This window comes from Comamonas nitrativorans, from assembly GCF_042654765.1.
GTDB classification, from domain to species: domain Bacteria; phylum Pseudomonadota; class Gammaproteobacteria; order Burkholderiales; family Burkholderiaceae_C; genus Comamonas; species Comamonas nitrativorans.
This window is the reverse complement of sequence record NZ_JBHSEW010000004.1, coordinates 1-24,502: the sequence shown is the minus strand read 5'-3', so window position 1 is coordinate 24,502 and position 24,502 is coordinate 1. Positions and strand designations below refer to the sequence as shown.

General features: G+C 66.0%; 22 protein-coding genes. 6 read left to right on the top strand and 16 right to left on the bottom strand.

Going from position 1 to position 24,502, the window contains the following annotated elements; genetic code table 11:
* Positions 1-39 precede the first annotated feature (39 nt).
* The 6 genes from rnc to ACFO3A_RS05560 form a co-directional block, all read right to left on the bottom strand.
* On the bottom strand, positions 40-726 hold the full coding sequence (gene rnc / locus ACFO3A_RS05585; RefSeq protein ID WP_377724718.1) for a ribonuclease III: 687 nt from the start codon (positions 724-726) through the stop codon (positions 40-42).
* Between the two features lie 11 nt (positions 727-737).
* Positions 738-1,091: a DUF4845 domain-containing protein gene (locus ACFO3A_RS05580; protein ID WP_377724717.1), complete on the bottom strand. Its 354-nt coding sequence runs from the start codon at positions 1,089-1,091 to the stop codon at positions 738-740.
* A gap of 32 nt (positions 1,092-1,123) precedes the next feature.
* Positions 1,124-2,098, bottom strand: coding sequence for a signal peptidase I (gene lepB, locus ACFO3A_RS05575; protein ID WP_377724716.1), 975 nt, complete (start codon positions 2,096-2,098; stop codon positions 1,124-1,126).
* 5 nt (positions 2,099-2,103) lie between these two features.
* On the bottom strand, positions 2,104-3,912 hold the full coding sequence (gene lepA / locus ACFO3A_RS05570; protein WP_377724715.1) for a translation elongation factor 4: 1,809 nt from the start codon (positions 3,910-3,912) through the stop codon (positions 2,104-2,106).
* A gap of 179 nt (positions 3,913-4,091) precedes the next feature.
* On the bottom strand, positions 4,092-5,588 hold the full coding sequence (locus tag ACFO3A_RS05565) for a DegQ family serine endoprotease (protein WP_377724714.1): 1,497 nt from the start codon (positions 5,586-5,588) through the stop codon (positions 4,092-4,094).
* A gap of 88 nt (positions 5,589-5,676) precedes the next feature.
* Complete coding sequence (locus ACFO3A_RS05560) at positions 5,677-6,519, bottom strand: TatD family hydrolase (protein ID WP_377724713.1); 843 nt, start codon at positions 6,517-6,519, stop codon at positions 5,677-5,679.
* A gap of 235 nt (positions 6,520-6,754) precedes the next feature.
* Between ACFO3A_RS05560 and ACFO3A_RS05555 the strand changes: the two genes are divergently transcribed.
* The gene (locus ACFO3A_RS05555) at positions 6,755-7,696 is read left to right on the top strand and encodes a DMT family transporter (protein ID WP_377724712.1); all 942 of its coding nucleotides are present in this window, start codon (positions 6,755-6,757) and stop codon (positions 7,694-7,696) included.
* A 71-nt stretch (positions 7,697-7,767) separates the two neighbouring features.
* Here the strand turns inward: ACFO3A_RS05555 and ACFO3A_RS05550 are convergent, their stop codons facing one another.
* From ACFO3A_RS05550 to ACFO3A_RS05540, 3 genes are read right to left on the bottom strand one after another with little or no spacing between them, the layout of a single operon-like run.
* Positions 7,768-8,130, bottom strand: coding sequence for a thioredoxin family protein (locus ACFO3A_RS05550; protein ID WP_377724710.1), 363 nt, complete (start codon positions 8,128-8,130; stop codon positions 7,768-7,770).
* Positions 8,127-8,801, bottom strand: coding sequence for a lipoprotein-releasing ABC transporter ATP-binding protein LolD (gene lolD, locus ACFO3A_RS05545; RefSeq protein ID WP_377724708.1), 675 nt, complete (start codon positions 8,799-8,801; stop codon positions 8,127-8,129). Before lolD ends, ACFO3A_RS05550 begins: the two co-directional genes overlap by 4 nt.
* Positions 8,794-10,047: a lipoprotein-releasing ABC transporter permease subunit gene (locus tag ACFO3A_RS05540; RefSeq protein ID WP_377724707.1), complete on the bottom strand. Its 1,254-nt coding sequence runs from the start codon at positions 10,045-10,047 to the stop codon at positions 8,794-8,796. Before ACFO3A_RS05540 ends, lolD begins: the two co-directional genes overlap by 8 nt.
* Before the next feature lie 108 nt (positions 10,048-10,155).
* On the opposite strand from ACFO3A_RS05540, the gene ACFO3A_RS05535 reads away from it, so the two are divergent.
* Together ACFO3A_RS05535 and recJ are read left to right on the top strand one after the other, a co-directional pair.
* Positions 10,156-11,166, top strand: a complete 1,011-nt coding sequence (locus tag ACFO3A_RS05535) for a phosphoglycerate mutase (RefSeq protein ID WP_377724705.1) — start codon at positions 10,156-10,158, stop codon at positions 11,164-11,166.
* Positions 11,167-11,171: 5 nt separating this feature from the next.
* A complete protein-coding gene (gene recJ, locus ACFO3A_RS05530; RefSeq protein ID WP_377724704.1) occupies positions 11,172-12,884 on the top strand; it encodes a single-stranded-DNA-specific exonuclease RecJ in 1,713 nt (570 codons plus the stop codon).
* A 160-nt stretch (positions 12,885-13,044) separates the two neighbouring features.
* Here the strand turns inward: recJ and ACFO3A_RS05525 are convergent, their stop codons facing one another.
* Positions 13,045-14,949: a methyl-accepting chemotaxis protein gene (locus ACFO3A_RS05525; protein WP_377724703.1), complete on the bottom strand. Its 1,905-nt coding sequence runs from the start codon at positions 14,947-14,949 to the stop codon at positions 13,045-13,047.
* Between the two features lie 147 nt (positions 14,950-15,096).
* Between ACFO3A_RS05525 and pyrC the strand changes: the two genes are divergently transcribed.
* Together pyrC and ACFO3A_RS05515 are read left to right on the top strand one after the other, a co-directional pair.
* Positions 15,097-16,155, top strand: coding sequence for a dihydroorotase (gene pyrC, locus ACFO3A_RS05520; protein ID WP_377724702.1), 1,059 nt, complete (start codon positions 15,097-15,099; stop codon positions 16,153-16,155).
* Between the two features lie 64 nt (positions 16,156-16,219).
* Positions 16,220-16,927, top strand: a complete 708-nt coding sequence (locus ACFO3A_RS05515; protein ID WP_377724700.1) for a riboflavin synthase subunit alpha — start codon at positions 16,220-16,222, stop codon at positions 16,925-16,927.
* Positions 16,928-16,941: 14 nt separating this feature from the next.
* On the opposite strand, the gene ACFO3A_RS05510 is transcribed toward ACFO3A_RS05515, so the two are convergent.
* From ACFO3A_RS05510 to secA, 5 genes are all read right to left on the bottom strand, one after another.
* On the bottom strand, positions 16,942-18,141 hold the full coding sequence (locus ACFO3A_RS05510; RefSeq protein WP_377724699.1) for a sugar transporter: 1,200 nt from the start codon (positions 18,139-18,141) through the stop codon (positions 16,942-16,944).
* Between the two features lie 2 nt (positions 18,142-18,143).
* The gene (mutT, locus tag ACFO3A_RS05505; RefSeq protein ID WP_377724698.1) at positions 18,144-18,638 is read right to left on the bottom strand and encodes an 8-oxo-dGTP diphosphatase MutT; all 495 of its coding nucleotides are present in this window, start codon (positions 18,636-18,638) and stop codon (positions 18,144-18,146) included.
* On the bottom strand, positions 18,622-19,587 hold the full coding sequence (locus ACFO3A_RS05500) for an ATP-binding protein (RefSeq protein WP_377724696.1): 966 nt from the start codon (positions 19,585-19,587) through the stop codon (positions 18,622-18,624). Before ACFO3A_RS05500 ends, mutT begins: the two co-directional genes overlap by 17 nt.
* Before the next feature lie 98 nt (positions 19,588-19,685).
* Complete coding sequence (argJ, locus tag ACFO3A_RS05495; protein WP_377724695.1) at positions 19,686-20,915, bottom strand: bifunctional glutamate N-acetyltransferase/amino-acid acetyltransferase ArgJ; 1,230 nt, start codon at positions 20,913-20,915, stop codon at positions 19,686-19,688.
* A 126-nt stretch (positions 20,916-21,041) separates the two neighbouring features.
* A complete protein-coding gene (gene secA / locus ACFO3A_RS05490; RefSeq protein WP_377724693.1) occupies positions 21,042-23,774 on the bottom strand; it encodes a preprotein translocase subunit SecA in 2,733 nt (910 codons plus the stop codon).
* Between the two features lie 172 nt (positions 23,775-23,946).
* Between secA and ACFO3A_RS05485 the strand changes: the two genes are divergently transcribed.
* Positions 23,947-24,249, top strand: coding sequence for a DciA family protein (locus tag ACFO3A_RS05485; protein ID WP_377724691.1), 303 nt, complete (start codon positions 23,947-23,949; stop codon positions 24,247-24,249).
* A gap of 17 nt (positions 24,250-24,266) precedes the next feature.
* On the opposite strand, the gene ACFO3A_RS05480 is transcribed toward ACFO3A_RS05485, so the two are convergent.
* The coding region (locus ACFO3A_RS05480) for a transposase (RefSeq protein ID WP_377724690.1) at positions 24,267-24,502 on the bottom strand (236 nt) is incomplete at its 5' end.

The following is a 24,502-nucleotide window of genomic DNA, read 5'->3' as shown; positions in this document are numbered from 1 at the left end:
CCTTGGATTTATCAGCGGGAGAAGCTATTTTTTTATTCGTCATGAGGGGTGTTTGTCCTGCAAGAGTTGCAACATGGCCGCCGCCGCCGCCTGTTCGCCGGTGCGGCGGCTGTGGCCCTGGCCCTTGGCGCCCAGGCGCAGGGCGGGAATCATGCAGGCCACGGTAAAGGTTTGTTTGTGCGCAGCGCCGCTGATCTGTTCCACGCTGTATTGCGGCAGCGCCATGCGCCGGCCCTGCAGCCATTCCTGCAGGGCGGTTTTCGGGTCTTTGCCCACGGCCTGCATCTGCGGGGTGATGTCCACCTTGTCGAACAATTGGTGGACGACCTGCTCGGCAGCGGCAAAGCCCGCTTCCAGGTAGACCGCGCCCAGAATGGCCTCGACCGCATCGGCCAGGATGGACGGGCGGCGCTTGCCGCCCGATCGGGCCTCGCCCTCGCCCAGGCGCATCAGCTCGGGCAGGCCCAGTTGCAGGGCCAACTGGTACAGGCTGCCTTCCTTGACCAGATTGGAACGGGCGCGGGACAGGTCGCCCTCGGGCAGATCGGCCAGCTTGCGGTACAGCCAGCTGGAGATGGCCAGCCCCAGCACCGAATCGCCCAGAAACTCCAGGCGCTCGTTGTGGTCGCTGCTGAAGCTGCGGTGTGTCAGCGCCCGTTGCAGCAGGCGCACATCGTCAAAGCGGTAACGCAGCTGCTGCTGCAAGGCATCCAAGGCGTCGTGCATTGCGTGGGGGTTTATTGGGTGCTGCCTTTGAAGCGGTAGACCAGATAGGCCGGGCCGACCAGGGAGATTTCCCGCTCGTAGGCATAGCTGACGGTGAAGCGCTCGCCCTGCTTGCCGATTTCCAGGTCCATGCCGCTGAGGGACTGAATGTTGTCGATGCTGGCCGAGCGGTCGAACGCGGCCCGCAGCTCGGCCACGCTGGCGGCTTCGCTGGCCGCTTTTTGCACCGCTTTCTTCACCGCCATGTGTTCGGTGAAGATGGGCACCGACTGGCCGCCGATGGCAAACGCGGCCACCAGCGCCGCACCGATCAGTACGACGGAAACAAAGGACAGGCCGCGCTGGCGACGAAGGCTGCGTTGCATAGGAAAACTCCCTCGGTGGGTTGAAGCGGCGTTCACTGGAAACTGCCGATGCGCTTGAGATTACCGAAATTCATCCAGACGAAAAAGGCCCGGCCCACCAGATTCTCGTCCGGCACGAAGCCCCAGTAGCGAGAATCCAGCGAGTTGTCGCGGTTGTCGCCCATGACGAAATACTGGCCCTGCGGCACGGTGCAGCTCACCCCCTCAACGCTGTAGACGCACTGGTCGCGCCCGGCAAACTCGGCAGCGCCCTGGATGAAGCCGGGCACGCCCTGGGTGTTGAGCAGGCGGTGCGGCGTGGCGCCCAGGCTTTCCTGGAACTGCTGGAAGTAGCGCATGGCGTCGGTGTCGAAGAAGTCGGGCAGCGCCTCGGTGGGGATGTCCTGGCCGTTGATACGCAGGCGCTTGTTCAGGTACTCCACTTTGTCGCCGGGCAGGCCGACCACGCGCTTGATGTAGTCCAGACTGGGCTGGGGCGGGTAGCGGAACACGATCACGTCGCCGCGCTGCACGGGCTGGCCTTCGGTGACCTTTTTGTTGATGACCGGCAGGCGCACGCCGTAGGTGAACTTGTTCACCAGGATCAGGTCGCCCACCAGCAGCGTGGGAATCATCGAGCCGGAGGGAATCTTGAACGGTTCGAACAGAAACGAGCGCAGCACGAACACCACCAGCAGCACCGGGAACAGCCCCGCCGTCCAGTCCAGCCACCAGGGCTGGCGCAGGATGCGCAGTTGCCCCTCGCTCACGTCCACGTCGTGCTGGGCAATGCCCTGGCGCTGCAACTGCTCGCGCCGCGCCTGGGCCTGCTGCTGCAGTTCTTCGGCAGCCCGCTTGCGCCGGGGCAGGAACAGGAATTTTTCCGCCAGCCAGTACAGGCCGGTGACCAGGGTGGCCAGGAACATGAGCAGGGCAAAGTTGCCCTCGATCGCCCCGGTGTACCAGGCGCCGATATAGCCCACGAACGCGGCCAGCACCACGGCGGTGAGGGCGGGCATGGTTTTCATACGATTCATTCCTCCACTTGCAGGATGGCCAGGAAAGCCTCCTGCGGCACTTCGACCGAGCCGATCTGCTTCATGCGTTTCTTGCCCGCCTTCTGTTTTTCCAGCAGCTTGCGCTTGCGGGTGATGTCGCCGCCGTAGCATTTGGCCAGCACGTTCTTGCGCAGCGCCTTGACGGTTTCGCGGGCGATGATGTTGGCGCCGATGGCCGCCTGGATCGCCACGTCGAACATCTGGCGGCTGATGATTTCGCGCATCTTGGCCACCACCGCGCGGCCCCGGTAGGTGGCCTGGCTGCGGTGGACGATGATGGACAGGGCGTCCACCTTCTCGCCGTTGAGCAGGATGTCCACCTTCACCACGTCGGAGGTGCGGTACTCCAGGAACTCGTAATCCATCGAGGCATAGCCCCGGCTGACCGATTTGAGCTTGTCGAAGAAGTCCAGCACGATCTCGCCCAACGGCATTTCATAGGTCAGCATCACCTGCCGCCCGTGGTACTGCATGTTCGACTGGATGCCGCGCTTCTGGTTGCACAGCGTCATCACCGGGCCGACGTAGTCCTGCGGCATGAACAGGCTGACCTTGACGATCGGCTCCTGCACCTCCTGCAAGCGGCCCTGGTCGGGCATCTTCGAGGGGTTTTCCACGTCGATGACCTCGCCGTCGCCCTTGACCACCTTGTAGACCACGCTGGGCGCGGTGGTGATCAAGTCCTGGTCGAACTCGCGCTCCAGCCGCTCCTGCACGATCTCCATGTGCAGCAGGCCCAGGAAGCCGCAGCGAAAGCCGAAACCCAGCGCCTGCGAGACTTCCGGCTCGAAGTGCAGCGAGGCGTCGTTGAGCTGGAGCTTTTCCAGCGCATCGCGCAGCTGGTCGTATTCGCTGGCTTCGGTGGGGTACAGGCCGGCAAACACCTGGGGCTTGACCTCCTTGAAGCCGGGCAGCGGCCCGGTGGCCGGGCCGGCGTTGTTGGGCAGTTTCTTCTCCAGGGTGATGGTGTCGCCCACCTTGGCGGCCTTCAGCTCCTTGATGCCGCAGATCACATAACCCACCTCGCCGGCCTTGAGCGCCTCGCGCGGCTGGTTGGCGGGGGTGAAGACGCCCATCTGGTTGATCTCGTAGGCCGCATTGGAGGCCATCATCTTGATGCGCTCGCCCTTCTTGAGCTGACCATCGACCATGCGCACCAGCATCACCACGCCCACGTAGGCGTCGAACCAGCTGTCGATGATCATGGCGCGGGGCGGGCCGTCGGCATCGCCCACCGGCGGCGGCACCTTGGCGACCACGGCTTCCAGAATCTCGTCAATGCCCATGCCGGTCTTGGCCGAGCAGGGAATGGCGTCGCTGGCGTCAATGCCGATCACGTCCTCGATCTCGGCCTTGGCGTTGTCCGGGTCGGCCTGGGGCAAGTCCATCTTGTTCAGCACCGCCATCACTTCCACGCCCAGGTCGAGCGCCGTGTAGCAGTTGGCCACGGTCTGCGCCTCCACGCCCTGGCTGGCGTCCACTACCAGCAGGGCGCCTTCGCAGGCCGAGAGCGAGCGGCTCACCTCGTAGGAAAAGTCCACGTGACCCGGGGTGTCGATCAGGTTCAGGTTGTAGGTCTTGCCGTCGCGTGCGGTGTATTGCAGGGCGGCAGTCTGCGCCTTGATGGTGATGCCGCGCTCTTTCTCGATGTCCATCGAGTCCAGCACGCGGGCCTCCATCTCGCGTTCGGCCAAGCCTTTGCAGCGCTTGATCAGTTGGTCGGCCAGGGACGATTTGCCGTGGTCAATATGCGCAATGATGGAAAAGTTTCGGATGTGCTTCATCAACAGCTTCAAAGGTGCGCCCGGATAAAAAAAGGTGCGCCCGCGCAGCGCACCTTGTTCTCTGACCCAGGCTGGGAGGTGGAAGGCCCCCCGGGCCAGGCCAGGGGGCTTTGCGCAGGCCGGCGGGCGCCTGCAGAACCGCGCATTTTACCCAAGCCGGTGCGCGGGCCTGCCTTGCCCTATTTTTGCGGCCGGATGAGCAAATACTGCGCCCACTCGTCGCGGCGCACCAGCACGTTCACGGGCTTGCGCTGGTCGGCCTTGGCCAGGGCGGCCTCGAAGTCCTTGACGCTGGCCACTTCGGTATTGGCGATGGCCAGGATCACGTCGCCCTCGCGCATCCCGGCGCGGGCTGCCGGGCCGGTGGCCTCGGCCACGCGCACGCCGCCGCTGATCCCCAGGGATTTTTTCTGCGCAGCAGTCAGTTCCGTCACGCGCAGGCCCAGGGTTTGGGCATTGGCGGCGGCACCGCTGTCGGCCTGGGCCTGGGCAATCTGGGTTTCATCGGCAGGCACGTCGGCCACGGTGATGCTCAGTTGCTGCTCCTTGCCCCGGCGGAACACGGTGATCGCCGCCTTGCTGCCCGGCTTGGTGTTGCCCACCAGGCGCGGCAGGTCGGAGACCTTGTCGATCTTCGTGCCGTTGAACTGGGTGATCACGTCACCGGGCTGAATCCCCGCCTTGGCGGCAGGCGAATCCGGCTCCACCGCCGACACCACGGCCCCGGCAGCCTTGCTGCCCAGGCCCAGGGATTCGGCAATCTCCTTGTTCACCGGCCCGATCTGCACGCCGATGCGCCCGCGCGAGACTTTGCCCGTGGCCCGCAGCTGGTCGCTGACGCGGATGGCCTCGTCCATCGGAATGGCGAAGCTGATACCCATGAAGCCGCCCGAACGCGAATAGATCTGGCTGTTGATGCCCACCACCTCGCCGCGCATGTTGATCAGCGGCCCGCCGGAGTTGCCGGGGTTGATCGCCACGTCGGTCTGGATGAAGGGCAGGTAGTCACCCGTATCGCGCTGCTTGGCGCTGACGATGCCGGCCGTGACGGTGTTCTCCAGCCCGAAGGGCGAGCCGATGGCCATCACCCATTCGCCCACTTTCAGGCGATTCACGTCGCCGATCTTCACGGCGGGCAACCCCTTGGCGTCGATCTTGACCACGGCCACGTCGGTGCGCTTGTCCGCGCCGATGATCTTGGCCTTGAATTCGCGCTTGTCCGGCAGGGTGACGATGACTTCGCTGGCGCCATCGACCACGTGGGCGTTGGTCATGATGAAACCGTCGCTGCTCAGGATGAAGCCCGAGCCGACGCCGCTGGGCTGGTCTTCTTCCTCATCGCCCTGCGGGCCGGGGCGCTGCTGGCGCGGCATGTTGGGCACCGGCAGGCCGAAGCGGCGGAAGAACTCCAGCATGTCCGGATCCATGCCGGGAAAACCCGGAAAATCGGCACCGGTGCCACTGCTGCTGACCTTTTCCATGGTGCGGATGTTCACCACCGACGGCCCCACCGCATCCACCAGCGGGCTGAAATCCGGCAGCCCCTGCACCAGCACCGGGTTGCTCTGTGCCTGAGCGCTGCCTAGCGGCACATGCCCCCCGACCGTCACCGCCCCGCCGAGCAGGGCAGCCGACAGAACCGCGGCGTGCAAAGGTTTGAAATGCCAAGAGCGCATGGTGTGCATCCTTTCGTATCGAATCGCAAGAGGGTAATCAGAAAGCGGCGTGCGCTGTTTTGTTCCCACGCCGATTGCAAAAATCTTTTCATCGGCCCCACGCCGGCAAGCCTTGCAGCACCTGCCGCGCATTGGCGCCGGTGGCCTCGGCCAGGGTTTGCGCACGAATGCCGCGCAAGTCGGCCAGCGCCTGGGCGATGCGCGGCAGCTCCAGGCTGCTGTTGCGCCCCTGGGGCTGGCCTGCGGCGCGTTCTGCCGCCGTGCGGTACAGCCACTGCGGCAGCATGTCCGGCGCATCGGTTTCCAGCACGAGGCTGTCCAGCGGCAAGCGCCGGGCCAGATCGCGCAGTCTCAAAGCCCGTTCATAGGTCATGGCACCGCCAAAACCCAGCTTGAAGCCCAGGCCGATGAACGCCTGCGCCTGCTGCCAACTGCCGTTGAAGGCATGGGCAATGCCGCCCGCTACCGGCGTGGCCCGCAGCACTTTCAGCAAGGCATCGCTGCTCTGGCGCACATGCACGATCACGGGCAGCCCCAGCTCCCGCGCCAGTTGCACCTGCTGCGCATAAAACCACTGTTGCCGCGCCCGGGCCGACGGCGTGGTCAGCGCCGGGACGAAAAAATCCAGCCCGATCTCCCCCACCGCCACCAGGTGCGGGTCATCGCGCCACTGCACCAGCATGGCCCGCAGCGCGGCGATGTCGCCCTCCTGCGCCTGCGGGGTAAACAGCGGGTGAATGCCCAGCGCGTAGCTGTCCCCCGTGGCGTGCGCCAGATCGCGCACCACCCGCCAGTTGCTGCGCTGCACCGCCACCAGCACGCAATGCCCCACTCCCGCCGCCCGCGCCGTCTCGCGCACGGCCAGGCCGTCAGCAGCGAACTCCGGCGCGTCCAGGTGGCAGTGGGTGTCGATCCAGCAGGGGGTGGGCATGAAACTATCAATAAAAGAGCTGTTACCGCACGAAAATAAACACTTTCACATGTTTTTTTATCTTGAAATCAATGTATTTACAGCGGTAGCAGCTCGCTTTTTCAAAAATCCGGCCTTTGCCCTATGGCAGCGTGCCAGTATGCGCCGGGATTCTGCCCACGTTGTTGCACAGGCTCCACAATCCCCACCCGCCCCGACCGGCACAGCAACCCATCACCCCAGACCCCACTCCGTCATGCAAACCCATTTCACCCAAGGCGTCCTCTTCGCCCTGTGCGCCGCTGCGCTGAATGCCACCATCGGCGTTTTGAGCAAGGTGTTGATGAACCACGGCTTTACTGCCAGCAGCGTGGCCCTGGTCAAGACGGTGCTGGGCTGCCTGCTGCTGTCGGCGCTGCTGTTGTTTCTGAAGCGCCAGCCGGCGTCCAGGGCACGCTGGTGGCAGGCAGCAATCTGCGCGTTTCTGGGGATTTTTGTGCTGTTCCACTTTGAAACGGCGGCCTACCGGCAGTACGCCGCTGCGGGCGTGGTGGTGGTGCTGATGGCCAGCGCGGCGGTTTCGGCGATTGTGCTGGGGCGGGTGTTTTTGCAGGAGGCCATTACCGCCAACGCCACCGTGGGCGCGGCGCTGGCGATTGTCGGCATCGTGGTGATTTTCGGGGCCGATCTGCGCCAGGGTTTTACGCTGCAAGGCGCGGCACTGGCGGCGATTGCGGGCGGCGGCTATGGCGCGTTTTCCGTCGCGATGAAGCGCATGGGCGTCTCGGGCGGGCTGCACCTGACGCGCCAGTTGCTGTTTTTCGGCAGCCTGTACCTGCTGATGCCGGCTGCTGCCGATGGCTTTGCGCTGGGCACCTTGTCATGGCTGACGGTGGCGGCCTTGCTGGCCCTGGCGGCGCTGCCGACCATTCTGGGTTTTTTCTGCACGACCAAGGCCATCGAGTACCTGAAGCCTTCCCAGGTGCAGGCGCTGGAGCTGACCGAGCCGCTGTTTGCCGCGCTGCTGGCCTTCGTGGCCCTGCACGAGGTGCCGCGCAACAGCCTGTACGCGGGGGCGGTGTTCATCGTCGCGGGGCTGTGTTTTTCCAATGAACTCATCCGGCTGGGCAGGAAGGCACCTGCGCAGCAAGCAGCCACGGAAACTATCGATTCAAGAGCTGTTTGCGCTGATAAATAAAAGATTTCAGATGGTTTTTATATTGAAACCCAATGAATACCTGCGGTAGCAGCTTACTTTATTGACACCCGCTATGCCGCCAGCCGCGCCAGCAGGGCGGCCACCTCTTGCCGCACCTGGGCCACGCCAAAGGCGCGGGCGTATTCCAGGGCGATGCGACCATCGACGTACAGGCGCAGCACCGGCAGGGTGAACACGCCGTATTGGGCGCAGGCGGCGGGGCTGCGCTGGCAGTCCACGTAGAGCAGGGGCAGGTGGGCAAAGTGCTGCGCCGCCATTTCGGCCAGACGGGGCTTGAGGGCGTGGCAGACGCCGCAGTGCGCCCCGCCCCACAGCACCAGGGCGGCCTGCGCCTGCTGCAGGCGCTCATGCAGGTCGGCGCAGTGGTCGATGGGCCGCCAAACCTTGGCGTCGGTGTTTTCGCCGGTGGTCACACCAGTTGCCCGCGCACCAGGCGCAGTTGCCGGTCGCACCGCGCGGCCAGGGTTTCATCGTGGGTGACGAGGACGAAGGCCGTGCCCCGGGCGCGGGCCAGTTCCAGCATCAGGGCGAACACGCTGTCGGCGGTGCTGCGGTCGAGGTTGCCGGTCGGCTCGTCGGCCAGCACGCAGGCCGGCTGCGTGACCAGGGCGCGGGCGATGGCGACGCGCTGGCGCTCGCCGCCGGAGAGCTGGGCCGGTTTGTGCGCCGTGCGCTCGGCCAGCCCGACGGCGGCCAGGATGGCATCGGCCTGGGCCAGCGCCTGGGGCCGCGCCATGCGGCGGATCAGCAGCGGCATGGCGACGTTTTCCTGCGCGGTAAATTCCGGCAGCAGGTGGTGGAACTGGTAGATGAAGCCCAGGTGCTGGTTGCGCCACTGGCCCTGTTCGCGCGGGGACAGGCGCTGCACATCCTGCCCCAGCAGTTCCACCCGGCCCGTGCTGGGTGCGTCCAGACCGCCCAGCAGGTGCAGCAGCGTGCTTTTGCCCGAACCGCTGGCGCCGACGATGGCCAGGGTTTCACCCGCGTGAACCTGCATGTCCACGCCTTGCAGCACCTGCACGCTCAGTTGCCCGTCGTCGAAGCGCTTGCCCAGGCCGCTGGCCTGTAAAACGACTTTATTCATAGCGCAATGCCTCCGCAGGATTGACGCGGCTGGCCCGCCAGCTGGGGTAGAGGGTGGCGACGAAGGCCAGAATCAGGGCAATCACGGCAATCGGCACGATGTCGCTGGCCAGCGGTTCGCTGGGCATGCGGCTGATGATGTAGATGTCCTTGGGCAGAAAGCTGGCCCCCAGGGCCTGCTCGATGGCGGGGACGATGACATCGATGTTGCACGCCACCAGCAGCCCCAGCGCCAGCCCGGCCAGCGTGCCCAGCACGCCGACCATGGCCCCCTGCACGACGAACACGCCCATGATGGACGCGGGCGAGGCGCCCAGGGTGCGCAGGATGGCGATGTCCGAGCGCTTGTCCTGCACCGTCATCACCAGGGTGGACACCAGATTGAACGCCGCCACCGCCACGATCAGGGTGAGGATGATGAACATCATGCGTTTTTCCACCTGCACGGCGGCGAACCACGTCTTGTTCTGCTGCGTCCAGTCGCGCAGGTACAAAAACTCCTGCAACTGCCCGGCCAGCTCCTGGGCCACGCGCGGGGCTTGGTGCAAGTCCCTGAGTTTCAGGCGCACGCCGGTGGGGCCTTCCAGGCGGAAGATTTTCTGCGCGTCCTGGTAGTGCAGCATGACCATGTTGGCGTCGTACTCGTAATGGCCGGAATCGAACAGCCCGGCCACCTGCATCTGCTTCATGCGCGGCACCACGCCCGCCGGGGTGACCTGGCCGCTGGGGGCGATCAGCGTGACGGTATCGCCCTCGGCCACGCCCAGGCTGCGGGCCAGCTCCACCCCCAGCACGATGGCAAAGCTGCCCGGTTGCAGGTGCTGCAACACCGCGCCGTTGGTGGCGGCCAGATCGGTCACCTCGCCCTCGTGCGCGGGGTCGATGCCGCGCACCAGCACGCCCTTCATGTCGTCGCCACGGGCCAGCAGCGCCTGGGCAGCGACGAAGGGCGCAGCGCCGACCACCTCCGGGTGCTGCCTGGCCTGCGCCATGGCCCCGGCCACGTCCTGCATGGCCTGCCCGTTGGGCGCAAAAATCTCGATGTGCGAGACGACGCTCAACATCCGGTCGCGCACCTCTTTCTGGAAGCCGTTCATCACGCTCAGGACGATGATCAGCGCCGCCACCCCCAGCGCAATGCCCAGCATGGACGCGCCCGAGATGAACGAGATAAAGCCATTGCGCCGCATGGCCCGCCCCGCCCGCGTATAGCGCCAGCCCAGGGCAATTTCAAAAGGTATTTGCATAGCGGGCGCATTGTGGCACCAGTCAGCAGCCCTGGTGGCACCGACGGCCCTGCTGGCTTGGCGCGTGCTGCCGACGCGGCGCCCGCAGTTTGGCGACAATCACGCCCCATGCCTGCTGCCGACCTGCCTTTGCCTTTTGCGCTGCCTCCTGCGCTGCCCCTGCTCCCGCCCGATCGCGGCCCGGATGCTGCCGTGCCCCACCTGATCCTGCCGTATGCGGCGGCAGAGAACGCCCCGGCGGTGGCCACGCCGCAGCTTGACGCGCTGCTGGCATGGCTGGCCGAAGTCCGCCACGACGGGGCGGAGTACGACTTTCCCATCCCCCCGCACGAGCGGGCCGTGGCCGAGGTGTTCGGGCTGGATGCCCGCGTCCCGGCCTGGGCGGCTGTGGACGCCCCCGTGGACGCAGCACCCCATGTGCCCCATGCGTGGCTGACACCCTGCCATCTGCACGCCGGGGCCGATCAGGTGCGGCTGGACGACCCGGCGCAGTTGCAGCTGACGCTGGCCGATGCGCAGGCGCTGTGCGCCATCCTGGCCCCCTGGTGGGCCGAGGACGGCTTGACGCTGCAAGTGCTGACCCCCCTGCTGTGGCGCGTCAGCGGCGCACCGCTGGCGGGGTTGCGCACGGCATCGCTGGACCGCGTGCTGCTGCGCGATGCCAGCCTGTGGCTGCCGCAGACCCAGCCCTTCCAGCGCCTGCACAGCGAGGCGCAGATGCTGCTCTACAACCACCCCTTCAACGATGCGCGGGAAGCGCGGGGGCTGCCGCCCGTCAATGGCTTCTGGCTGCACGGGGCCGGGGTGCTGACGCAGGCACCCACCCCGGCATCAACCCCGGCACAGTGCGCCGCGCCGCGCCACATCACCTTCGTCGATAGCCTGCGCCAAACCGCCTTGCGCCAGGACTGGGCCGCATGGCAGCAGGCGTGGCAGCAGGCCGACGCCGGGCCAGTTGCCGCGCTGCTGGCCCACGTGCGGGCAGGCGGCCAGGCCACGCTGACACTGTGCGGCGAAGCCCAGGCACTGCACTTTAAGAGAGCGCGTTCCGCGCTCCTTCAACGATTTCAAGGTCTTTTCAACCGAAAAACCTTTAATCACGTGCGCAATCAGCTATAAAAATCATGAAGATCATTGAACGGGAGATTTCCCAAACCCAGGTCGATGTGCTGGTGCAAAACGGCGTGGCGCCGCTGCTGGCGCGTCTGTTCGCGGCGCGGGGCGTGCAGTCGCCGCAGGAGCTGGACACCGGCCTGCAACACCTGCTGCCGCCCGGCGGCCTGAAGGGCATCGACGCTGCCGCCCAATTGCTGGCCGAAGCCATTGCCGCGCAAAAACCCATCTGCATCGTGGCCGATTACGACTGCGACGGCGCCACCGCCTGCGCCGTGGCCGTGCGCGGCCTGCGCATGTTGGGGGCGCGGCACGTCAGCTACGAAGTGCCCGACCGGGTGCAGGACGGCTACGGCCTCTCGCCCGCCATCGCCCGGCGCGTGGCCGCGCAAGGCTACGGCCTGCTGGTGACGGTGGACAACGGCATCGGCAGCGTGGCCGGGGTCGCCGAAGCGCAGCGCCTGGGCCTGCAGGTGCTGGTGACCGACCACCACCTGCCAGGCAGCGAGCTACCCGCACCCGAGGCCATGGTCAACCCCAACCAGCCCGGCTGCGGCTTTGCCAGCAAAAGCCTGGCCGGCGTGGGCGTGATGTTCTACGTGCTGCTGCAACTGCGGGCATTGCTGCGCGAGCGCGGGGCCTACGCGGCAGCGCCCCAGCCCAGGCTGGACACCCTGTTGCCGCTGGTCGCCCTGGGCACGGTGGCCGACGTAGTGCGGCTGGACGCGAACAACCGCCGTCTGGTCGACCAGGGGCTGCTGCGCATCCGCAAGGGCCACATGCCCGCCGGAATGCTGGCGCTGTACCAGGCCGCCGGCAAAACCTGGCAGCAGGCCGGCACGCAGGATTTCGGCTTTGCCCTGGGGCCGCGCATCAACGCGGCGGGCCGTCTGGCGGACATGACCATCGGCATCGAATGCCTGCTGACCGACGACTCCACCAAGGCGCTGGAACTGGCCGAGGCGCTGGACCGCATCAACCGCCAGCGCCAGAGCATGGAAGGCGACATGCGCCAGCAGGCCTTCGTCCTGGCCGAAGCGTTGTGCCAGGACAGCGGCGCGGCCCCGGCCGCCATCAGCGTGTTCGACCCCGAGTTTCACGAAGGCGTGGTCGGCATCGTCGCCTCGCGCATCAAGGACCGGCTGCACCGCCCCACCTTCGTCTTTGCCGCCAGCCAGGCCGAGGGCAAGACGCACGAGCTGAAAGGCTCGGGCCGCTCCATCCCCGGCTTTCACCTGCGCGATGCGCTGGATTTGGTGGCCAAGCGCCACCCGGACGTGCTGCTGCGCTTCGGCGGCCACGCCATGGCCGCAGGCTGCACGATTGCGGCGGACAACTTCGAGCGTTTCAGCACCGCGTTTGCCGAAGTGGCGCAAGAGCTGCTCAGTCCGCAGACCCTCACGCGCTGCCTGCACACCGACGGGCCGCTGCCGCCGCAGTTCCGCCAGTCGGCCATCGTCGAACAGCTCAACCTGCAAGTCTGGGGCCAGGGCTTCGAGCCGCCCACGTTCAGCGAGGACATGGAAATCGTCTCGCAACGGCTGGTCGGCGAAAAGCACCTGAAACTGCAACTGCGCCACCAGGGCGACGTGGTCGACGGCATCTGGTTCGGCCGCACCGAGCCGCTCGATGGCTGGGCACACCTGGCCTTCCGCCTGGACATCAACGAATGGAAGGGCGAGCGCAAGGTGCAGTTTCTGGTCGAGGGGGCCGAGGGGGCTTAGAACCTGTTCACGATCTCCGCGCGAAGGGGTGCGGGAAGCGGATCGGGATGGTCTGCCAGGCGCAAACCGCAGCCATAGCGGTGCTATGGTGAGGATTTGCAACGCCGCAGAGCGCCCGATTGCGCGACTGCACACCCGCGTGGAGATCGTGAACAGGTTCTTAAAACGTCTCCCAGTCGTCGGTGCTGTCCGCTGCGGGGGCTTTACGCCCCGCCTCCACCGCAGGCGGCGGGGCAGATGCGGGCGGCTGTGCAGGTTTGGGCGCGGGCTTCTTCAAGGCGCCGGGCGCCCTGGCCGTACCGGCCACGGCACGCGGCGCGGCGGCTGTCGGCACGCTGGCAGAAGGATTGGCAGGCGCATGGTGCGGGACGGGCGCATGGGCAGCGGCGCTGCTGCCGGGGTGCAGCTTGAACACCGCCACGGCCTGCACCAGTTCTTCGGACTGCTTTTTCAGGCTGCTGGCCGCAGCCGCCATTTCCTCGACCAGGGCGGCATTCTGCTGGGTGGTCTGGTCGATCTGCGTGACCGCTTCGCCCACCTGGTGCATACCGGCGTTCTGCTCCTGGCTGGCGGCGCTGATCTCGCCCATGATGTCGGTCACGCGGCGGATGCTGCCCACCACTTCCTGCATGGTGGCTCCGGCGCGATCGACCAGGGCCGTACCGTTTTCCACGCGGCTGACGCTTTGGGAGATGAGCTGCTTGATCTCCTTGGCCGCCTCGGCGCTGCGCCCGGCCAGGCTGCGCACCTCGCTGGCGACGACGGCAAAACCCCGGCCCTGCTCGCCCGCGCGGGCCGCTTCCACGGCGGCGTTCAGCGCCAGGATATTGGTCTGGAAAGCGATGCCGTCGATCACCGCGATGATGTCGGTGATTTTTTTCGAGCTGTCGCTGATCTCCTGCATGGTGTCCACCACCTGGGCCACCACGGCGCCGCCCTGCTCGGCCACGGTGCTGGCGGCCCGCGCCAGTTGATTGGCCTGCTGGGCGTTGCTGGCGTTTTGCTGCACGGTGGAGGACAGCTCCTCCATCGAGGCCGCCGTCTCTTCCAGGGCGCTGGCCTGGCTTTCGGTGCGGGCGCTCAGGTCGTGGTTGCCCTGGGCAATTTCAGTGCTGGCAACGGCGACCGAATCGCTGCTCTGGCGCACCGTCGTCACCACCCGGATCAGGCTTTGCTGCATCTGCGCCAGAGCGTGCAGGAACTGACCGACTTCATCCTCGCCCCGGGCATGGATTTCCTGCGTCAGATCGCCACTGGCCGTGGCCTGCACGTTACGCACGGCGCTGCGCAGGGCGGCGATGATGTTGTTCAGAATGCTGTAGAGCAGGACAAAGAACAGCGCCAGCACCGCGCCACAGCTGACGATCTGCACCCAATGCCACCACGTCGCGTTTTTCTCGGCAGCCGCCACGGCGCCCCCGGTACGCACTTCCAGCAGCTCGAAAAACGCCTGCACGGGCTGCATGATCCTGGCCTTTTCCTGGTGGTAGTGGGCGCTGTGCAGCAAGGCACGCGCCTTCTCCATGTCCGGCTCCCCCTGGACGAAGCCGCCCTTGCCGTCGCTGACCAGCCCTTTGACGAGGTTCATCGCCTCGACCTCGGTATCGACCAGCGCGGTGGAGTTTTTCTGGGCCTCATCGAGCTTGTCCAGCTCGGCCTGGGAAAAACCGGCCCGCTTCATCATGTCCAGCAGGGCAATGCGCTCGCCGCTGCCACTGGGCACCGGCGCATCGGCCGCCCGGAAGTCCCAGTAAATGCCCTCGTACCCTGCCGGGCGGGCCTGCTGCCCGGTGCGGATGGCCACCACTTCGTTGTACTGCTGCTCCCAGCGCGGCTCGCCCGTGACGACGTAGGTGCGTGCCAGACGGGTCAGGTCGTCGGAGCTATGGCGCAGTTCGTTGGCCAGCATGTAGGAGTCATAGCGGTTATGGCGGGCCTGGGAGATGGCGTGATTCGCTTCGGTAACACCCCACTGCGTGACGGCGGAAATCCCGGTCAGAAACACCAGCATCCCCATCAATAAAAACAGCTTCTGGCGCAGATGCAGACGGTGCAGAAAGAACATGGTGCCCTCCTTGGCATAGGAATCGAACGGATCCCATTCAGTGCAGAGACTACATCAATTGTCACATTCGTGACACTTTCGATCGCTTCCAAATAACCCTTGCCGACACCTCGGGAAAATCGGCACCGCCCCGCCATAATCCCGGCCATGACTACGCCCACCCTGACCCTTACCCGCCCCGACGACTGGCACCTGCACGTGCGCGATGGCGCCGCCATGCACGCCGTCGTGCCCCACACCGCCGCACAGTTCGCCCGCGCCATCATCATGCCCAACCTGAAACCGCCGGTGACAACCACCGCGCAGGCGCTGGCCTACAAGGAACGCATCCTGGCCGCCGTGCCTGCGGGCGTGCCCTTCGAGCCGCTGATGACGCTGTACCTGACCGACAACCTGGCCCCCGAGGAAATCGCCCGCGCCAAGGCCGCCGGCATCGTCGCCTGCAAGCTCTACCCCGCAGGTGCAACGACGAACAGCGACTTCGGCGTGACCGACCTGCGCAAGATCTATCCGGTACTCGAAGCCATGCAGCGCGAAGGCCTGCTGCTGCTGGTACACGGCGAAGTCACCAGCAGCGCCATCGACCTGTTCGACCGCGAAGCCGCCTTCATCGAGCAGCAGCTCATCCCCCTGCGCCGCGACTTTCCCGAGCTGAAAATCGTCTTCGAACACATCACCACCAGGGAGGCCGCCCAGTACGTGACCGGGGCCGACCGTTTCGTCGCCGCCACCATCACGCCGCAGCATCTGCTGTTCAACCGCAACGCCATCTTCACCGGCGGCATCCGCCCGCACTACTACTGCCTGCCCGTCCTCAAACGCGAGAAACACCGCCAGGCGCTGGTGCAGGCCGCCACCAGCGGCAACCCCAAATTCTTCCTGGGCACCGACAGCGCCCCCCATGCCGCCCATCTGAAGGAACACGCCACCGGCTGCGCCGGCTGCTACAGCGCCCACGCCGCACTGGAGCTGTACGCCGCCGCCTTCGATGCCGCCAATGCGCTGGACAAGCTGGAAGGCTTCGCCAGCTTCCACGGCCCGGACTTCTACAACCTGCCGCGCAACACCGGCACCGTCACCCTGGTGCAACAAAGCTGGACGCCGCCCGACAGCTTCGCCTTTGGCGAAGGCGCCGAGCTGAAACCCCTGGCCGCCGGGGAAGCGCTGGCGTGGCAGTTGCTGGCCCCGCAACAATCGGCCACTTAAGACACTGGCAACCCCTGGTCTATCGACGAGAAACCCTCCACCTGAAGAAAGCACAGCCCCATCCATGTTTACCGGCATCGTCCAGGCCGTCGCCACCATTGCGGATTTGCAGGAGCAACCTGGCCTGCGCACCTTTACCCTGGAGTTTCCCGAAGGCTTTTGCCAGGGTCTGGCGATTGGCGCCAGCGTTGCCACCGACGGCGTGTGCCTGACGGTGACGGAAATCCTCTCGCCCACCCGCGCCCGCTTCGACGTGATGCAGCACAGTCTGGCCATCACCACCCTGGGCAGCTACCGCGTCGGCCAGCGGGTGAACGTGGAGCGTGCTGCCAAGGAGGGGGCGGAAGTGGGCGGGCACATCCTCTCGGGCCACGTCGACGGCACGGCGCAATTGCTGGAGATCGTGCCCACCGAGACGAACTACAAAATCCGCTTCGGCCTGCCCGCTGCGCTGGCCCCCTATGTGTTCGCCAAAGGCTATATCGCCATCAACGGCGCGAGCCTGACGGTGTCCGAGGCCGACCGGCAGGCGGGCTGGTTCGAGGTGTGGCTCATCCCCGAAACCCGCCGCGCCACGGTGTTCGAGGACAAGCGCGTGGGCGACGCGGTGAACATCGAGATCGAGCGCAGCACCCAGGTGATGGTCGATACCGTGCGCGACACCGTGGCTGCCAGCCTGGGGCGGCTGCGCCCGGTGCTGGAGGCGCTGCTGGCCGAGAAGGGCTTGCGGCTGGACGACTTCATCGACGCGCCCAGCCTGCCGAAGCAATAAATAGCCACACGGCGCTACTGCGCCATCATCTGCCAGCGTCGCTGCGCCCACAGCGTCCAGGCCAGCCCCAGGGCCGCCAGCACGGCGGCGCTGCTGCTCAGATAGCCCAGCCCCGCGTGCTGACCGATCTGGCTGCCCAGCAAGGCGCCCGCGCCAATGGCGAGGTTGAATACGCCGGAGAAAATCGCCATGCCCACGTCCGTGGCATCGCGGCTCAGGTGCAGCACCTGCGCCTGCATGGGCAGCACCACGGCCATCACCGCCGCGCCCCAGACCACCGTCAGTGCGTACAGGCTCCAGACTGCCTGCCCGGCCACGGGCAGCAGGCCCAGGCACAGCGCCAGGGTGGCCAGGGCGATCACCAGAAAGCGCAGCGGCACCTTCAACCCCCAGCGGCTGAACAGCAGGCTGCCCAACATGCCGCAGGCGCCGAACAGCAGCAGCACCGCCGTGGTCACCTGCGAGCTGTGCCCGGCCTGTGCCTGCACCCAGGGTTCGATGTAGCTGTACATGATGAACTGCGCCGTCACCACCAGCACCTGCAGGCCGAACACCGCCATCAGCGCCGGGCGGCGCAGCAGCACGGGCACGCTGGCCAGGCTGCCGGAGTTTTCACTGGGCAGGCGCGGCAGGCTGCGGGCCAGCACCAGGGCCACCAGCACGGCCACCACGCCGATCAGCCAGAAGCTGTTGCGCCAGCCCAGCGCATCGCCCACGATCCGGCCCAGGGGCACGCCCAGCACCATCGCCAGCGTGGTGCCGGTGGCCAGCAGGCCCAGCGCCTGGGCTTTCTTGCCCTCGGGCGCCACCCGCACCACCAAAGACGCGGTGATCGACCAGAACACCGCGTGCGCCAGCGCCACACCCAGGCGGGCCAGCACCAGCACCGTGAAGCTGCCCGCCAGCCCGGTCAGCGCCTGGCACGCCACGAACAGGGCGAACACCCATAGCAGCAGGCTGCGGCGCTCCCAGGCGCGGGTGGCCAGCATCAGCGGCAAAGAGGCCAGCGCGACCAGCCAGGCGTACAGCGTCAGCATCAGCCCCACCTGCTCGGGCCGCATGGCAAAGCTGTGGCCGATGCTGCCCAGCAGGCCCACGGGCACGAACTCGCTGGTGTTGAAGATGAACGCCCCCAGGGTCAGGGCCAGCACGCCCAGCCATGCGGCGTGCCGGTCGCTGCCTTGTGGCGCGGCTTGCGGCGTCGGCATGGGCATGATCAGGCGCCGGGGGCGGCATCCACGGCAGTGACGGCTGTGGCGGCATACGCGCCGGCATCAAAGACCAGCCCGCGCTCGTCCGAGAGCCACTGCAAGGCAGGCAGCGCCCCTTCCAGCACCGGGCGCACGGTCAGCGGCAGTTGCTGCCAGGCCATTTCCTGGCCTTCGCGCATGACCAGTTCGCCCTGCCAGCGCGTGACCTTGCACCAGTGCAGGCGCACCTGGGCGTGGGGGTAGTCATGCTCCGTGACCTGCCAGGGCAGGCAGTGGTCGATGGTGATGCCGATTTCTTCCTGCAACTCGCGGCGCAGGGCCTGTTCGACGGTTTCCCCCGCTTCCAGCTTGCCGCCGGGAAACTCCCACCAGCCCGCCCGCGCCTTGCCTGCCGGGCGGCTGGTGAGCAGCAATGCGCCGTCGCTTTCGCGGATCAGCACGCCCACGGCCACTTCCACACGCACGGCCCCGCGCACGGCGTTTTCAGATTTCTGCGCCATCGCTCAGTCCTTGCACGTCGTCAATCCGGGGGCGGGCAACTGCGGCCCGGTCGGCATCCTGGCTGCGGCCTGCGTAGTCGCGGGCGAACTGCTGGGCCACGCGGCCACTGCGCGAGCCGCGCTCCAGCGCCCAGACCAGGGCTTCGGGCTGCGCCGCCGCGATGGCCGCCGCATCCAGCCCCAGGCTGGAGAGCCACTGCGCCACCACGCGCAGGTATTCGTCCTGGCTGAAGGGGTAGAAGCTGACCCACAGGCCAAAGCGCTCGGAGAGGGATATTTTTTCCTCCACCACCTCGCCGGGGTGGATTTCTCCGTTCTCGCCCTTGGAGGTCTGCAGGTTGTCCGTCATGTATTCGGGCAGCAGGTGGCGGCGGTTGCTGGTGGCGTAGACCAGCACGTTGGGCGTGGCGGCGCTGACCGAGCCGTCCAGGATGGACTTCATGGCCTTGTAGCCCGGTTCGCCCTCCTCGAAGCTCAGGTCGTCGCAGTAGATGATGAATTTCTCGGGCCGCGCGGCGACCACCTCCACGATGTCGGGCAGATCGGTCAGGTCGGCCTTGTCCACTTCGATCAGGCGCAGCCCCTGGCCCGCGTAGGCGTGCAGGCAGGCGCGAATCAGCGACGACTTGCCCGTGCCCCGCGCCCCGGTCAGCAGCACGTTGTTGGCGGTGCGGCCCTGCACGAACTGCTCGGTGTTGCGGGCGATCTTGTCCTTCTGCACGTCGATGTTCTGCAAATCGGAGAGCTGCATCGCGCCGACGTGGCGCACCGGCTCCAGCACGCCGCAGCCGTTGGCCCGCTTGCGGTAGCGCCAGGCAATCGCCGCGCCCCAGTCGGCTGGCGCCTGCAACGGCTGGGGCAGCACGGCCTCGATGCGCTGCATGAGCTGCTCGGCACGGGCCACCAGACGTTCCAGCGGGGAAAAAGTGGAGAGATCGGTATCTTGCATAAAAAAAGAGCTGTTACCGATGGTGAATAAACGATTTCAGCATTAAAAGTATTTGAAATCGTTTGTTCATCAGCGGAAAAAGCTATTCAATTTAATCGTTAAGAACGGTAATCGGCGTTGATGGTCACGTAGTCGTGGCTGAAATCGCACGTCCACACCGTCTGGCTGGCGCTGCCCCGGCCCAGATGCACGCGTACGGTGATTTCGCTTTGCTTCATCACGCGCTGGCCGTCTTCCTCGCGGTAGGCCGGATTGCGCCCGCCCCGGGTGACGACATGCACGTCGTCCAGGTGCAGCTCGATGCCGTTCTGGTCCAGGTCGGCAATCCCCGCGTAGCCCACGGCGGCCAGGATGCGCCCCAGGTTCGGGTCGCTGGCGTAGAAGGCGGTTTTCACCAGCGGCGAATGGGCAATGGCATAGGCCGCCAGGCGGCATTCTTCCTCGGTCTTGCCGCCTTCGACCTGCACGGTGATGAACTTGGTTGCGCCCTCGCCGTCGCGCACGATGGCCTGGGCCAGCAGGCGGGCCACGTCCAGCAGGGCGGCTTTGAGTGCCTGTGCGTCGGCACCGGCCCAGTCGGCGATCTGCGCGTTCCCGGCCCGATGCGTGGCAATGACGACGAAGGAATCGTTGGTGGACGTATCGCCGTCGATGGTCACGCGGTTGAACGACCCCTCGGCCAGCTCCCTGGCCAACCCTTGCAGCAGCGCCGGGGCAATGGCCGCATCGGTGGCCAGAAAGCCCAGCATGGTCGCCATGTTCGGGCGGATCATGCCCGCGCCCTTGCTGATGCCGGTCACGGTGACGGTCTTGCCGCCCACCTGCACCTGGCGGCTGTACGCCTTGGGCTGGGTGTCGGTGGTCATGATGCCTTCGGCGGCGGCCAGCCAGTTGTCTGCCCGGGCGCCGGCAATGGCAGCGGGCAGCCCGGCCACGATGCGCTGCACCGGCAGCGGCTCCATGATCACACCGGTGGAAAACGGCAGGATGGCGCCGGGCGCCACGCCCAGGGCGTCCGCCAGCGCCGCGCAGGTGGCCCGCGCATCGGCCAGCCCCGGGGCACCCGTGCCCGCATTGGCATTGCCCGTATTCACCACCAGGGCGCGGATGCCCTGGCCCGCCGCCAGATGTTCCCGGCACACCTGCACCGGTGCGGCGCAGTAACGGTTCTGCGTGAACACCCCGGCCACACTGGCGCCTTCGTCCAGCAGAAAAACCGTCAAGTCCTTGCGGTTCGCTTTGCGCACACCGGCTTCGGTGACGCCGATACGCACACCGACGACCGGGTGCAGGTCAGGGGCTTGGGGAAGGGGCAGGTTTACAGGCATGGCAATCCTTGAGAGGGAAAACAGCAGAACAAACGGCAAAGGGTGAATTATGGAGCGTGGCCGCAGCGATAAAAAAACGGGCCGCAGCCCGTTTTGGAAAGCTTGGAAAGCCTGCCAGGCGCTATCTCACGACAGCTTGCCGTGGCACTGCTTGAACTTCTTGCCGCTGCCGCAGGGGCAGGGGTCGTTGCGGCCCACGCGCACGCCTTCGGGGAGCTGGAAGTCGTCGCCCGGCAGGTCGCTCTTGTCGTTGTCCGCGCTGGCGTATTGCATTCCGGGCACATGCTCGGCACGCTGTTCGATGCTGTCGGCGGCCTGCTGCAAGGCTTCGGGCTCGCGGATGCGCACGGTCAGCAGCACGCGGGTGACTTCGTTCTTCACCACGTCGATCAGCTGGCTGAACAGCTCGAAGGCTTCGCGTTTGTATTCCTGCTTGGGCTGCTTCTGCGCAAAGCCGCGCAGGTGGATGCCCTGGCGCAGGTAGTCCAGCGCCGAGAGGTGATCGCGCCAGTTGGTGTCGAAGCTTTGCAGCAGCACGGCACGCTGGAAGTGCATGAACTGCTCGCTGCCGGCCAGCTCCAGCTTGCTCTCGTACAGGGCCTTGGCGGCCTCCTGCACCAGCGCCAAGATGTCCTCGTCGGTGATGCTGTCGTTTTGCGCCGCCTGGGCTTGCAGGCCCAGTTGCAAATGCCATTCGCCCAGGGCTTTTTCCAGGCCGGGCAGATCCCACTGCTCTTCCATGGAGTCGGCCGGCACGTACTGGCGCACCAGGTCCTGCACGCAGCCTTCGATCATCTTCTGGATCATGGCCGTCAGGTCGGGCGTGTCCAGAATGGCGTTGCGCTGCTCGTAAATCACCTTGCGCTGCTCGTTGGCCACGTCGTCGTATTCCAGCAACTGCTTGCGGATGTCGAAGTTGCGCCCTTCGACCTTGCGCTGGGCGCTTTCGATGCTGCGCGTGACCATGCCGGCCTCGATGGCTTCGCCTTCGGGCATCTTCAGGCGATCCATGATGGCGCGGACGCGATCGCCGGCAAAGATGCGCATCAGCTGATCGTCCAGGCTCAGGTAGAAGCGCGACGATCCGGGGTCGCCCTGGCGGCCCGAGCGACCGCGCAGCTGGTTGTCGATGCGGCGGCTTTCGTGGCGTTCGGTGGCGATGATGCGCAGGCCGCCCAGGGCCTTGACTTCCTCGTGGTCCTGCTGCCACTGGCTGCGCAGGGCGTCGACCTGCTGCTGCTTGTCGCTGTCGCTCAGTTCGGCATTGGCCTCGATGGCCGCAATGTCCTTGCCGATGTTGCCGCCCAGCACGATGTCGGTGCCCCGGCCCGCCATGTTGGTGGCGATGGTGATCATGCCCTTGCGCCCGGCCTGGGCGATGATGTCCGCCTCCTTGGCGTGCTGCTTGGCGTTCAGCACCTGGTGTTCCAGCCCGGCCTTGGTCAGGAGCTGGTCGATGATTTCCGAGTTCTCGATCGAGGTGGTGCCCACCAGCACCGGCTGGCCGCGCTCGTGGCAGGCGCGGATGTCGTCGATGGCGGCCTTGTATTTCTCCGGCGTGGTCTTGTAGACGCGGTCGAGCTGGTCTTCGCGCCGGCTGGGCTTGTTCGGCGGAATGACGATGGTTTCCAGCCCGTAAATTTGCTGGAACTCGTACGCCTCGGTATCCGCCGTGCCGGTCATGCCGGACAGCTTGGCATACAGGCGGAAATAGTTCTGGAAGGTGATCGAGGCCATGGTCTGGTTCTCGGCCTGGATGTTCACCCCCTCCTTGGCTTCGACGGCCTGGTGCAGGCCATCGCTCCAGCGGCGGCCCGACATCAGGCGGCCCGTGAACTCGTCCACGATGACCACTTCGCCGTTCTGCACCACGTAGTGCTGGTCGCGGTGGTAGATGTGGTGCGCCCGCAGCGCAGCGTACAAATGGTGTACCAGCACGATGTGCGCCGGGTCGTACAGCGACGCGCCCTCGGGCAGCAGCCCGGCTTTGGAAAGGATGGCTTCGGCGTTTTCGTGGCCCTGCTCGGTCAGGAACACCTGATGGGATTTTTCATCCACGGTGAAGTCGCCCGGCTTGGTCACGCCCTCGCCGGTGCGCGGATCGGCCTCGCCTTCCTGGCGCGTGAGCTGCGGGGCGATCTGGTTGATCGCCAGATACAGCGCCGTGTTGTCGTCGGCCTGCCCGCTGATGATCAGCGGCGTGCGGGCTTCGTCGATCAGGATGGAGTCCACCTCGTCCACGATGGCAAAGTTCAGCTCGCGCTGCACGCGGTCGCCCGCGTCGTAGACCATGTTGTCGCGCAGGTAGTCGAAGCCGTACTCGTTGTTGGTGCCGTAGGTCACGTCGGCCAGATAGGCCAGCTGCTTGTCCTCGCGCGGCGCCTGGGGCAGGTTCACGCCCACCGACATGCCCAGGAAGTGGTACAGCGGACGCATGGTTTCGGCATCGCGGGCCGCCAGGTAATCGTTCACCGTGACGATGTGGACGCCCTTGCCGGTCAGCGCATTCAGGTACACGGGCAAGGTGGAGGTCAGCGTCTTGCCCTCCCCTGTGCGCATTTCCGAAATCTTGCCCTGGTGCAGCCCCATACCGCCCATGAGCTGCACGTCGAAGTGGCGCATCTTCAGCACCCGCTTGGACACCTCGCGCACCACGGCAAAGGCCTCGGGCAGCAGATCGTCCAGCGTCTGCCCCTGCGCCAGCCGGTCTTTGAACTCCTGGGTCTTGCCACGCAGGGCATCGTCGGAGAGCTGCTCGAACTGCGGCTCCAGCGCATTGATGCGGGCAACGGTTTTACGGTATTGCTTGAGCAGCCGGTCATTGCGGCTACCAAAAATGGAGGTCAGGAAATTGGCCATGCACGTCAAGCCTGCCAAGCACTGCCCAAGGCAGCCGCCCAGCGGCCCAATCCTTCAAGAGTTATGTATCACGGTTGTAACGGTCGACAGATAAGGGCTTATCCAGCCATCACAAGATAAGTATCTGGCAAAAAGCCAATCGGTAATTCTACCTGCCGCAGATAATCGCCCGATGCACCATCGACGCCACCATGCCATCAGCGTGCAGCAAGCCAGCCAGGAAGCGCCCGAACTGGCCCACCTGCTGCGCCAGAACCAGGAAGCGCAGCAGCGCCTGCGCAGCATTGCCGCCCTCATCCCCCCCGGGCTGCGCACCAGCGTGCAGGCCGGGCCGATCGACGGCACCACCTGGTGCCTGCACGTCCCCTCCCCCAGCGCTGCGGCCAAATTGCGCCAGTTGCTGCCGGCCTTTGCTGCCCACCTGCGCAGCAAGGGCTGGGAGGTGGAGCGCATCCGCCTGCACGTACTGTCGTAAACACGTTCTAGAGCGTGTTATGAACTTCCCGCACCAGCCAGTACCCGTACGGCGGCAGGCAACATGAGTACCGCAAAGACTAGGAAATGCAGCCCGCCGAGCACTTCGGGCAGTCGCTCATAGTCCCGCGAGAGCCTGCGGAACCTCGCCAGCCAGCCGAAGCTGCGCTCCACCACCCAGCGCCGGGGCAGCAGCACAAAGCCTTTTTTCGCTTCGGGCAGCTTCACAATCTGCAGGTCAATCCCGTTATCCT

Excerpts from the sequence above, each read along its gene's own strand:
- rnc (WP_377724718.1), bottom strand. The coding sequence starts at position 726 with ATGCACGACGCCTTGGATGCCTTGCAGCAGCAGCTGCGTTACCGCTTT.
- ACFO3A_RS05580 (WP_377724717.1), bottom strand. The coding sequence starts at position 1,091 with ATGCAACGCAGCCTTCGTCGCCAGCGCGGCCTGTCCTTTGTTTCCGTC.
- lepB (WP_377724716.1), bottom strand. The coding sequence starts at position 2,098 with ATGAAAACCATGCCCGCCCTCACCGCCGTGGTGCTGGCCGCGTTCGTG.
- lepA (WP_377724715.1), bottom strand. The coding sequence starts at position 3,912 with ATGAAGCACATCCGAAACTTTTCCATCATTGCGCATATTGACCACGGC.
- ACFO3A_RS05565 (WP_377724714.1), bottom strand. The coding sequence starts at position 5,588 with ATGCGCTCTTGGCATTTCAAACCTTTGCACGCCGCGGTTCTGTCGGCT.
- ACFO3A_RS05560 (WP_377724713.1), bottom strand. The coding sequence starts at position 6,519 with ATGCCCACCCCCTGCTGGATCGACACCCACTGCCACCTGGACGCGCCG.
- ACFO3A_RS05555 (WP_377724712.1), top strand. The coding sequence starts at position 6,755 with ATGCAAACCCATTTCACCCAAGGCGTCCTCTTCGCCCTGTGCGCCGCT.
- lolD (WP_377724708.1), bottom strand. The coding sequence starts at position 8,801 with ATGAATAAAGTCGTTTTACAGGCCAGCGGCCTGGGCAAGCGCTTCGAC.
- ACFO3A_RS05540 (WP_377724707.1), bottom strand. The coding sequence starts at position 10,047 with ATGCAAATACCTTTTGAAATTGCCCTGGGCTGGCGCTATACGCGGGCG.
- ACFO3A_RS05535 (WP_377724705.1), top strand. The coding sequence starts at position 10,156 with ATGCCTGCTGCCGACCTGCCTTTGCCTTTTGCGCTGCCTCCTGCGCTG.
- recJ (WP_377724704.1), top strand. The coding sequence starts at position 11,172 with ATGAAGATCATTGAACGGGAGATTTCCCAAACCCAGGTCGATGTGCTG.
- ACFO3A_RS05525 (WP_377724703.1), bottom strand. The coding sequence starts at position 14,949 with ATGTTCTTTCTGCACCGTCTGCATCTGCGCCAGAAGCTGTTTTTATTG.
- pyrC (WP_377724702.1), top strand. The coding sequence starts at position 15,097 with ATGACTACGCCCACCCTGACCCTTACCCGCCCCGACGACTGGCACCTG.
- ACFO3A_RS05515 (WP_377724700.1), top strand. The coding sequence starts at position 16,220 with ATGTTTACCGGCATCGTCCAGGCCGTCGCCACCATTGCGGATTTGCAG.
- ACFO3A_RS05510 (WP_377724699.1), bottom strand. The coding sequence starts at position 18,141 with ATGCCCATGCCGACGCCGCAAGCCGCGCCACAAGGCAGCGACCGGCAC.
- mutT (WP_377724698.1), bottom strand. The coding sequence starts at position 18,638 with ATGGCGCAGAAATCTGAAAACGCCGTGCGCGGGGCCGTGCGTGTGGAA.
- ACFO3A_RS05500 (WP_377724696.1), bottom strand. The coding sequence starts at position 19,587 with ATGCAAGATACCGATCTCTCCACTTTTTCCCCGCTGGAACGTCTGGTG.
- argJ (WP_377724695.1), bottom strand. The coding sequence starts at position 20,915 with ATGCCTGTAAACCTGCCCCTTCCCCAAGCCCCTGACCTGCACCCGGTC.
- secA (WP_377724693.1), bottom strand. The coding sequence starts at position 23,774 with ATGGCCAATTTCCTGACCTCCATTTTTGGTAGCCGCAATGACCGGCTG.
- ACFO3A_RS05485 (WP_377724691.1), top strand. The coding sequence starts at position 23,947 with ATGCACCATCGACGCCACCATGCCATCAGCGTGCAGCAAGCCAGCCAG.